At 34.7% G+C, this 8,882-nt stretch carries 13 protein-coding genes; 12 read left to right on the forward strand and 1 reads right to left on the reverse strand.

The genetic code is table 11. The features are described from left to right. Positions 1–271: 271 nt before the first annotated feature. The 12 genes from IHO13_RS03055 (at position 272) to ubiA (ending at position 8,431) form a co-directional block, all read left to right on the forward strand. Positions 272–412 carry a hypothetical protein gene (locus tag IHO13_RS03055; RefSeq protein ID WP_225538223.1) on the forward strand — a complete coding sequence of 47 codons (141 nt, stop codon included), beginning with the start codon at positions 272–274 and terminating at the stop codon, positions 410–412. Positions 413–694: 282 nt separating this feature from the next. Beyond that, positions 695–874 carry a hypothetical protein gene (locus tag IHO13_RS03060; RefSeq protein ID WP_225538224.1) on the forward strand — a complete coding sequence of 60 codons (180 nt, stop codon included), beginning with the start codon at positions 695–697 and terminating at the stop codon, positions 872–874. A 4-nt stretch (positions 875–878) separates the two neighbouring features. Continuing rightward, a complete protein-coding gene (locus IHO13_RS03065; protein WP_255586080.1) occupies positions 879–1,313 on the forward strand; it encodes an efflux RND transporter permease subunit in 435 nt (144 codons plus the stop codon). A gap of 67 nt (positions 1,314–1,380) precedes the next feature. Continuing rightward, positions 1,381–1,725 carry a hypothetical protein gene (locus IHO13_RS03070; protein WP_225538226.1) on the forward strand — a complete coding sequence of 115 codons (345 nt, stop codon included), beginning with the start codon at positions 1,381–1,383 and terminating at the stop codon, positions 1,723–1,725. Positions 1,726–1,766: 41 nt separating this feature from the next. Further along, the gene (locus tag IHO13_RS03075; RefSeq protein WP_225538227.1) at positions 1,767–1,955 is read left to right on the forward strand and encodes a hypothetical protein; all 189 of its coding nucleotides are present in this window, start codon (positions 1,767–1,769) and stop codon (positions 1,953–1,955) included. Between the two features lie 75 nt (positions 1,956–2,030). Next, complete coding sequence (locus tag IHO13_RS03080; protein WP_225538228.1) at positions 2,031–2,216, forward strand: hypothetical protein; 186 nt, start codon at positions 2,031–2,033, stop codon at positions 2,214–2,216. A 73-nt stretch (positions 2,217–2,289) separates the two neighbouring features. Next, positions 2,290–2,508, forward strand: coding sequence for a hypothetical protein (locus tag IHO13_RS03085; RefSeq protein ID WP_225538229.1), 219 nt, complete (start codon positions 2,290–2,292; stop codon positions 2,506–2,508). 416 nt (positions 2,509–2,924) lie between these two features. Then, positions 2,925–3,251 (forward strand): efflux RND transporter permease subunit, encoded by a 327-nt coding sequence (locus IHO13_RS03090; RefSeq protein WP_368666876.1) that lies wholly within the window; start codon positions 2,925–2,927, stop codon positions 3,249–3,251. Between the two features lie 87 nt (positions 3,252–3,338). Further along, a complete protein-coding gene (gene nusA, locus IHO13_RS03095; RefSeq protein WP_225538230.1) occupies positions 3,339–4,901 on the forward strand; it encodes a transcription termination factor NusA in 1,563 nt (520 codons plus the stop codon). A gap of 8 nt (positions 4,902–4,909) precedes the next feature. Beyond that, a complete protein-coding gene (gene infB / locus IHO13_RS03100) occupies positions 4,910–7,225 on the forward strand; it encodes a translation initiation factor IF-2 (protein ID WP_225538231.1) in 2,316 nt (771 codons plus the stop codon). 1 nt (position 7,226) lies between these two features. Continuing rightward, entirely contained in the window at positions 7,227–7,571 is a 345-nt protein-coding gene (locus IHO13_RS03105) for a ribosome-binding factor A (protein WP_225538232.1), read from the forward strand. Between the two features lie 2 nt (positions 7,572–7,573). Next, complete coding sequence (ubiA, locus tag IHO13_RS03110; RefSeq protein WP_225538233.1) at positions 7,574–8,431, forward strand: 4-hydroxybenzoate octaprenyltransferase; 858 nt, start codon at positions 7,574–7,576, stop codon at positions 8,429–8,431. 128 nt (positions 8,432–8,559) lie between these two features. On the opposite strand, the gene IHO13_RS05880 is transcribed toward ubiA, so the two are convergent. Continuing rightward, positions 8,560–8,733 (reverse strand): hypothetical protein, encoded by a 174-nt coding sequence (locus IHO13_RS05880; RefSeq protein WP_368666877.1) that lies wholly within the window; start codon positions 8,731–8,733, stop codon positions 8,560–8,562. Positions 8,734–8,882 lie beyond the last annotated feature (149 nt).

Raw genomic sequence — 8,882 nt, forward strand, 5'->3', positions numbered from 1 at the left:
TCTATTGAATACCAATGCTCTGTCAAAAGTTTGTTACGTGAGAAGTCTATTTTGTAATTGTAACTTCATGATGATTTATATACTTAATATAAATATTCTAAAGTTATATAATAATTAATTAGTATATAATATATCTCAGGTATAATGTTGTACAAAAATATGCATATTCAATAAAATATTAATATGAAAAGCTTGCTTATAGAGAGAAATAGGACAATAATATTGTTGCTTATAGTGATTTTTGTTTTTGGTTTATGTGCCTATATTAAAAATGCCAAGAGAAAGCAACCCAGATGTACAAATTCTTGTAATAAATGTATTTGTTAGACTTCCTGGAATTCCTGTTGAAAATAGTAAGAAGTTATTAGCTATTCCGATAGAAAATGAACTGAGGTCCATAATAAGGAGTTAAGGAACTAAAAGGCCCTAGCAACTAATGATGGTGCTCACGTAATACTTAAATTCGGTACAGAGTATAGTACAAGGAAGTGCTCGATAACGTCCGTTCAAAGCTTTCAAATGTAAAATCGAAGCTGCCTGCTGAAGCAGAGTCTCCGGTAATCAGCGAGATAAACTTAAGCTTATTTCCTATATTAAGTTAGATTGGTTGGTCATCTACCAGAAAGGACTTTGACCGATGTAGCGTGTAAGTTAAAAAAGGAATAGAATCTTTGCCAATGCCCTCAAGTTTGAAGTGGCAGGTGTACGTAAGGAAACGATAGAAGTGATAATTGAGCACACAATACCAACAAAATACGACATTCAATCAGATGAAATATTTCATGCTATATCGAGCAATAACAGATTAGTAAGAGCCAGGTCGTTTGACAACGACACAGACAAATATTCAATTAAAGTGTCAGGATTATTATAAAGATATGGAAGATATTATGAACATTTCTGTTAAGTCTCAAGGCGATGTAGCCTTAAGAATAAAGGATATTGCAAAGGTATATCTTAGATTTGAAGATTATGAAAGATTTGCTTGCATCAAAATGCTGTCTAGTGTTGTGTTAGAAATTTCAAAACGTAATGGAGAGAATATAATAGATACAGTAAATCAGGTGAAATACCTAATAGATAAGGCAAAAGATCAATTGCCTGAAAATCTAAAAGTGGTGTATTTAAACGACCAGTCAAAAAATATCCGTAATGTGCTTGATGATCTAGAGAACGGCATGACATTTGCTATGTTGATATTAATCATAATAATACTCTCTATTGGTACAAAGACAGCTGTCCTTGTGACACTTTCAATACCTGGATCCTTTCTTGTTGGAATAGTAGCTCTTTACTTCATGGACATAACCTAAAATGTTGTTATGCTTTTTAGTTTTATTATGGCAGTTGGCATGCTGGTTGATGATGCAACCGTAGTTAGTGAATATGCTGGTAGAAAAAGATGATTTGCGGAATGACAAGGTAAAAGCCTTTCACACTTCAGTTTGTGATATGTTTCCTCCAGTTCTACCATCGACTTTGACTAAATTGGCAATGTTTTTCTCTCTGTTATTTTGGCCTGATATGATTGGTAAGTTTATGCAGTATATACCAATCACAATAATTTTAACTTTGACCGATTCGCCCATCGTGGCTTTGGTTTTCATACCAACACTCAGTACAATATTTGGTAAGCCTTCGGTAATTTCAAAAGAGGAAATTGAAAAAATGAGTGCAATAGAAAGTGATGAGATAAAGAATACTGGGCTTATGACAAGAACTTAAGTACGTACACTGAAAAAAGTTTAGATCATCCTAAAAAATTCGTGTGTGCTACTATATTAGTTTTGTTCTCATTTAGTATATTATATTTCACCTTTGGCCCTGGAATAAAGTTTTCCCAGAAAGTGGATTCAGATAATATTCTAATTAGTGTTAAAGTAAAGGAAAGTTTATCAGCCAAGGAACGAGACCTAGTACTAAAAGAAGTGGAAGAGCGCATCTCGGGCATCTAAAGAGAAATTCATGCTTTTTATGCTAAATCGTAAATATCCTTAGATAACGTTATTGTCGAAATCCAACTAGAACTTGTGGACTGGTGGTTTAGGCGTAAAGCTAGGCATATATTAAATGATATAAGAAGCAGCGTACAGGATATGAAGGGAGTAATAACCGATATTCAAGAAAAAATTCAGGACCATCAGCCAAAAAACCAATACAAATTAATCTCGACGGGGATGAATCTAGCTTGGGTTCAGCAGCAGAGCAAATTCTAGAAATTATTATCAACCTTCCTCAGGGTTTATCAATATTCAAGATAGCGGATCAACACCCGAAATAGAGTGGAGTATGAATATTGGTAAAAGTAAGGCTGCAAGTTCTGGAGTAGGTGTTGCAACGATTGGTGATTTTATAAAAATGGTCGTAAGTGGAGTATTAATCGGAAAATACAGATCAAATAATCTGGACCAAGAAATAGATATTATACTCCGTTTTCCTGAACAAGATTGTAACATAAAAACTATAGAGAACCTTTTTGTTAATGCAGTTAATGGTCCTATCCTATGAGCAATATAGTAAAATACGCTCCTAAAAACAAAGATAAACAAACTAAGTAAGATTAACGGATCACGCATAGTAACAATCTTTGCTGATGTTGACCCTGGATACCTGGTTGACGAAAGAGTTAAGTTCATTCAAGATTCGATTGTTTAGGATTGAGACAAGAGAGTACAAATTGATTTTAAAGGCGATAAAAAAGATCAACAAAAGTCAGAAGTCTTTTTGCTGAAGGCTTTTATATTGGCAATTACATTAATGATCTTGGTATTAGTGACACAATTCAATAATGTATACTACACATTCATTGTAATAACAGCAGTATTTTTATCTACCACATGTGTATTTTTTGTTTTCTTTCTTGTCCATAAAGTTTTTGTAGTTGTTATGGCGGGGTAGGAATAATCGCTTTAGCAGGAATTATAGTGACTAATAATATATTATTAATTGACGCTTTTCATCACCAAATTGAAGTATACAAAGATGACGTCAAGCGATGCATAATAAATGCTTCGGTTTCTCGTATTAAGCCAATATTGCTTACTGTTGCAACTACAGTCCTTGGCTTAATACCGATGACTACTAAGCTAAACATCAATTTTTTCACGTTACAAATTACATATGACACTCCATCAAGCCAGTGGTGGGTTAACATTTCAATCACCATAGCATGTGGAATGTTAGCTGTGACGTTTCTAACCTTATTTTTCACTCATGCGTTGCTTGTGATACAAAGACATGAAAAAACTTGACTTAAATTAGTAACTATTTACTATTAAAAGTAGTGTTCTTTGCCTGTTGAAGCTATAATTATAACTAATTGTATAGGGTTTATTTGTATGATTGCTAACCGAAAAAGCAGTGTTAAACAGAAAAGTGACAAAAATAACTTAGTTGGAAGCATTGACATAATAAAAACAGCAGGAGAGCTTTCACTTCAAAAAGGTCTAGATTTTGAAGTGGTAATGAAGGCATTAGAAAGTGCCATAGAAGCAGTGGCTCATCAAAAATATGGTAGTAAAAGTAAGATTACAGTCAACATAGATAGGAACACAGGCAAAGTTACTGCATATAGAGAATTAAGGGTTATTAGTGATGAACAAAATGAAGAAGAGAATACTGGATATGAATCAATTACTCTTACACAGGCTAAGTTAATAAGAGAAGATGCAAAAATTGGAGATACTGTTAATGAATTGCTTTCTCTCAGCACTGATCTTGCTTCAGCAAGAATTGCCCAGCAAAGAATTGCTCAGGTGATTAAATACGAAGAATCGAAAAAGCAATATGAGGAATTTAAGGATAAGGTAGGAGAAATAAGATATGGTATTGTTAAACAAGTGGAGTATTCAGAGCTGATCATAGATATAAATGGGGCTAGGGCATACCTTCCATTGCGAAATTTAATCGGTGGTGAATCATTTCGCGAAGGCGATAAGATTAAAGCTTACATACAAACTGTTAAGTGTTCTGATGATGGACGTCAAATTATTCTTTCTAGGTCCCATGAAGGCTTTTTGGAGGCACTATTAAATCAAGAGATACCGGAAATTGCTGATGGGCTGGTAACAATTAAAGGTATAGCTAGAGATGCTGGTTCAAGGTCTAAAGTTGCTGTTTTCTCTCCTGATAAAAATATTGACCCAGTAGGTGCTTGTGTTGGAGTTAAGGGAGATAGGATAAAAACCATCATACATGAATTAAATGGAGAAAAAATTGATGTCATACATTACTCTTCAGACCTGGGCCAATTTGTTATCAAAGCAATTACTCCTGCAGAAGTATCGAAGGTCATTATTGATGAAAATGAAAACTGCGTAGAATTAATAGTTGCTGAAGATCAATTAAGTTTAGCTATAGGGAAAAAAGGTCAAAATGTAAGATTAGCCTCAGAACTTGTTGGATGGAAAATTGAGATACTAAGCACTCAGCAAGAATCAGAAAGGCGGAGTAGAGAACTCAGTCAGTGTTCATCTTTATTTGCTGAAGCTTTAAATTTAGAGGAAATTATGGGGCAGCTGTTAGTCACAGAGGGTTTTTCAAGCGTAGAGGATATATCACATGCTTCAATTAAAGAGCTTGCTTCGATAGAAGGCTTTAACGAAGATATTGCAAGTGAATTGTATAACAGAGCAAATAAATATCTAAAAGCAGAAAATGACAAAAAAATAGAAGAGTTGAGAAGTTTAGGTATGGAAGATGATGTAATCAATTTACCTTTATTAATAGACGATAAAATTGCTCTTAGTAAACATGGTATCAAAACTCTAGGGGATGTGGCAGATTTGTCAAGCTATGAGTTTTATGGTATGCTCTCCTCTTCAGCGAGCGGTAAAGAGGATTTAAAAGACACAATAGACTCAATAATCATGGAGGCTCGTAAGAAGCTTGGTGTAATATAGCAAAATGTATGAATAACGAAGATATCAGTAGTAAAAAACTAACGCTTCAAAGTTTTAACAAACTTAAGTTAGATCTTGATTTGAACTCTTCAGCGAGTCCAAGTATGGGAGCCACAATAGTAAAAAAAAGAAGAAGAAAACCTCATGAGCCAGAAGAGCAAGATGGAAGTAAATTAGGTTACTTGACAGAAAAAGAACAAATCTTCCGTATTAATGCTGTACAAAATGCCGCTTTGTTAAAAGGAAAGAATCTAAAAGAAGAAAAAGTAGTAGTAAAAGAAAACGATGATGAAAAGGTTGATGATAAAGATGGTGCTTCAGATGCCTCGTTTAAAGAAATCGAAGAAGAAACTTCAAGTGGTCTTAGCTCAACTAAGCCAATGGAGGGTGGAATTGACGATGAAGATGATGATAAAAAACCTTTTAAGGCTAACAAAGATATATATTCTAAGCACTCCAAACTGATAATTGCGCAATCAATAGATGACAAAATTGAACAATCTCCTGCGTTTAAGCAAAGATTTGGTATAAGAAATAAAAAATCAAAATTTACCAAAGGTAAAAACATATCAAGAGAAGTTATTGTACCAGATGAAATTACAATCAGAGAATTATCCGTTCGTATGGCAGAGGACAGTAAAGATGTGTTAAGAATGTTGAAAGAAGAAGTTGGTGAGAGTTACAGAGTGGATGATTTGGTAGATCCGGATATAGCATGTGAAATAGTGGAAAAATTTAATCATACAGCTAAACGAGTGAGCGATGCTAACAAGGAAAAGGATTTACTTTTCGTAGAGAACAGGGAAAACTTGCCTAAAAAACCTAAGCCGCCAGTTGTCACTTTTATTGGACATGTTGATCATGGTAAAACCTCATTGCTCGATGCGTTTCGTGAATCTAATGTTGCAGAAAGAGAGTCAGGTGGAATAACTCAACATATAGGTGCTTACCAGGTAGTTACAAAAGATAAACAAAGAATTACTTTCATTGACACGCCAGGACATGAGGCATTTACTGCAATGCGTGCATGTGGTGCCAACATCACTAATATAGTTGTAATAGTGATTGCGGCTGATGACGGAGTGATGAAACAAACGATTGAAGCAATAAACCATGCAAAGGCAGCAAATGTTTCTATTATAGTTGCTATTAATAAAATTGATAAATCGCAATCTGGTGATGTAGAAAGGGTAATTAGTAGTTTACCTCAATATGACCTCATTCCTGAAGAACTTGGTGGTGATGTTGTGGTTGTGCCAGTGTCAGCAAAAAAGAAAATCAACCTAGACAAACTGGAAGAAGCGATTTTGTTAATTGCTGATTTAATGAAGCTTGAAGCAATAGAGGATTGTCGAGCATTTGGGTGGGTGATAGAATCCAAAATAGATAAAGCTAAGGGAATATCAGCTACGTTGATAGTTGAAGAAGGAACGCTAAAGGTTGGTGATATGTTGGTGGTGGGTACGACATATGGAAAAGTACGTAGTATGGTTAATCACCTTGGTCAAAAGGAAAAGATGGCTCCACCTTCCACTCCAATTGAGATCACTGGCCTAAACAGTGTGCCAGATGCTGGAGATAAATTTGTTGTTGTAAATTTTGAAAAGCAGGCACGTGAAATCGCTGAATACAGATTAGAGCTGATCAAGAGAAAAGAGGAGGATTTAAGTAATAGTGATTTAGACATGTTCGGTCGTAATGACAATGAGACAGAAGAGTTATTTGTAATCTTGAAGTGTGATGTAACTGGTTCTGTCGAAGCAATATCAAGTTCAATTGGTAAACTTGGTAAAGATCAAGTGAAATTAAATATCCTGTACAAGGCAGTGGGGGGAATAACAGACTCAGATGTGTTGCTTGCAGAAGCGTCAAGGGCAGTAATTTTGGCATTTAATGTCAAAGTGGATTCAAAAATAAGGGATTTGGCAAAACAAAAAGGTGTAGAAATACGTACTTATAACATAATATACGAACTTATTGACAGTATGAAAATGTGCTTAACTAAAATGCTAAAGCCTGTAACACGAGAAGTGCGTATTGGTTCTGCATCTGTGAGACAGGTATTTAATGTGTCTAAAGCTGATAATATTATTGGATGTTATGTAAGTGATGGAGTTGTAAAAAAAGATTCTTTAATTAAGATAATGCACAACAATAAATTAATATATGAAGGAAAATTGAAAGCTTTGCGTAGATTTAAGGATGATGTTAAGGAAGTAGGTACAAACTTTGAATGTGGAATGTCTCTAGATGGTGATGCCAATATTAAGGTTGGAGATATTCTGGAAGTTTATCAATTAGTGCAGGAAGAAAAGGTATTATAGTATGAAAAAAGAAATCAGGAGCCTAAAAATAGCGTCTGTACTGCATAGAGCAATATCCAGAGTTTTAAAAGAAGGTAAGGTATTCAATAAAAATGTAGCGGTATCCGAAGTAAAATTAAGTAAGGACTTAAAAAAAGCAGATGTATATGTAGTGCTGTCTTCGTTAAGCGAAAAAGATTGTGATATTGGTACTATTATTGACGAAATCAACCAATCTGCATGGTTGATACGCAAATCCATATTATGTTATGCTGATTTGCGATTTGTACCCAAGTTAGTTTTCAAAACTGATTTAGCATTCGATAATTTTGTTAATATAAGCAAAATACTGAGTAGTCACACTTAATAATGCATTTCAATCATTACCTTTCATTGATGAGGTTGCACAGTTTAACAGGTTTATGGCTTGTATTATTCCCTAGTTTAAGTGGTATTATTCTAGCCTCAGCTTCTCTATCTTGGCAGACCTTTTTTATCCTTATTTTGTTTACTATAGGTGCATTCTTGATGAGACCTGCGGGTTGTATAATCAATGATATTTTCGATAAAGAAATAGATGCACATGTTGAACGAACAAAATATAGGCCACTTGCAAGTGGTGCACTAAACGTAAAGCAAGCTTTGACTTTACTTTCTCTGTTACTGTCCATTGCGCTAGTAATCCTATTACTTACCAATAAAACTACACTCATACTTGGGGTAATCTCAATGTGTATGATAATTATTTACCCTTTACTAAAGCGTTACGTTTGGTGGCCACAGTTGTTTTTAGGGTTTACTTTTAACATGGGATCGCTTCTAGGTTGGGCAGTAGTAAAGAACCAGGTTAGTATAGAACCTATGCTCTTTTATGCAGGGTGCATCTTTTGGACACTGAGTTACGACACCATATACGCTCATCAAGATAAAAGAGATGATGAAAAACTCGGAATGAAATCAACAGCATTGTATTTTGGTGATACAACAAAACCTTGGCTAAAAAGATTTCATTTAATGTCTCTTATGATGTGGCTATATGCCGGTATTTTATCATCATTGAATAACATTTTCTATATCGCTTTACTTGCCGTGGGGGTCGTGTTTCATTACCAATATAAAAATCTCAACCCCGACAATTCCAGTCAATGCATGTCCACATTTAAAAATAACTCCTATGTAGGACTACTGCTTTTTCTCGGCATTCTTTTAGATAAAGTTGTAAACTGAAATACAATTAATTAACAAAGGCTGCCCCGAAGGAGTTTAAAGACACCGGGGAAGACTTTGTTGGAGTTATCTATAGAGAAATCCATAGCTTACCAACGTTAGACATACCTCGTACTACAATACTTTCTTCAAAAGTATACATGTTGCTTCACCAACATACCCTGGGTGTACAAAATCGCACTCATACCCCAGTTCTTCATAGAATGCTCTTGCTCTTGAAAATTCATCGTTGCAATAGTTGCTATTTTACAGTGCATTTCCCAACTATAATCATGAACTTTTTCCATTAACTGCTTTCCCATACCTTTTTTCCTATGGTCGTGATTCACCCAAAGCAGATCAGTGTAAATTGAACCATAGATATAAAACCGCTACATCCTGCAATAATTTGCCTAGCATCATCGTGAATAAAAAAGCAAATGGATTATATGTGCCTTTATCAGCGTTTTCT

Source organism: Wolbachia endosymbiont of Mansonella perstans, assembly GCF_020278605.1.
Taxonomy (GTDB): domain Bacteria; phylum Pseudomonadota; class Alphaproteobacteria; order Rickettsiales; family Anaplasmataceae; genus Wolbachia.

Coding starts and splice junctions, on each gene's coding strand:
- IHO13_RS03055 (WP_225538223.1), top strand. CDS start 272: ATGCCAAGAGAAAGCAACCCAGATGTACAAATTCTTGTAATAAATGTA.
- IHO13_RS03065 (WP_255586080.1), top strand. CDS start 879: ATGGAAGATATTATGAACATTTCTGTTAAGTCTCAAGGCGATGTAGCC.
- IHO13_RS03085 (WP_225538229.1), top strand. CDS start 2,290: ATGAATATTGGTAAAAGTAAGGCTGCAAGTTCTGGAGTAGGTGTTGCA.
- nusA (WP_225538230.1), top strand. CDS start 3,339: ATGATTGCTAACCGAAAAAGCAGTGTTAAACAGAAAAGTGACAAAAAT.
- infB (WP_225538231.1), top strand. CDS start 4,910: ATGAATAACGAAGATATCAGTAGTAAAAAACTAACGCTTCAAAGTTTT.
- IHO13_RS03105 (WP_225538232.1), top strand. CDS start 7,227: ATGAAAAAAGAAATCAGGAGCCTAAAAATAGCGTCTGTACTGCATAGA.
- ubiA (WP_225538233.1), top strand. CDS start 7,574: ATGCATTTCAATCATTACCTTTCATTGATGAGGTTGCACAGTTTAACA.
- IHO13_RS05880 (WP_368666877.1), bottom strand. CDS start 8,733: ATGGGAAAGCAGTTAATGGAAAAAGTTCATGATTATAGTTGGGAAATG.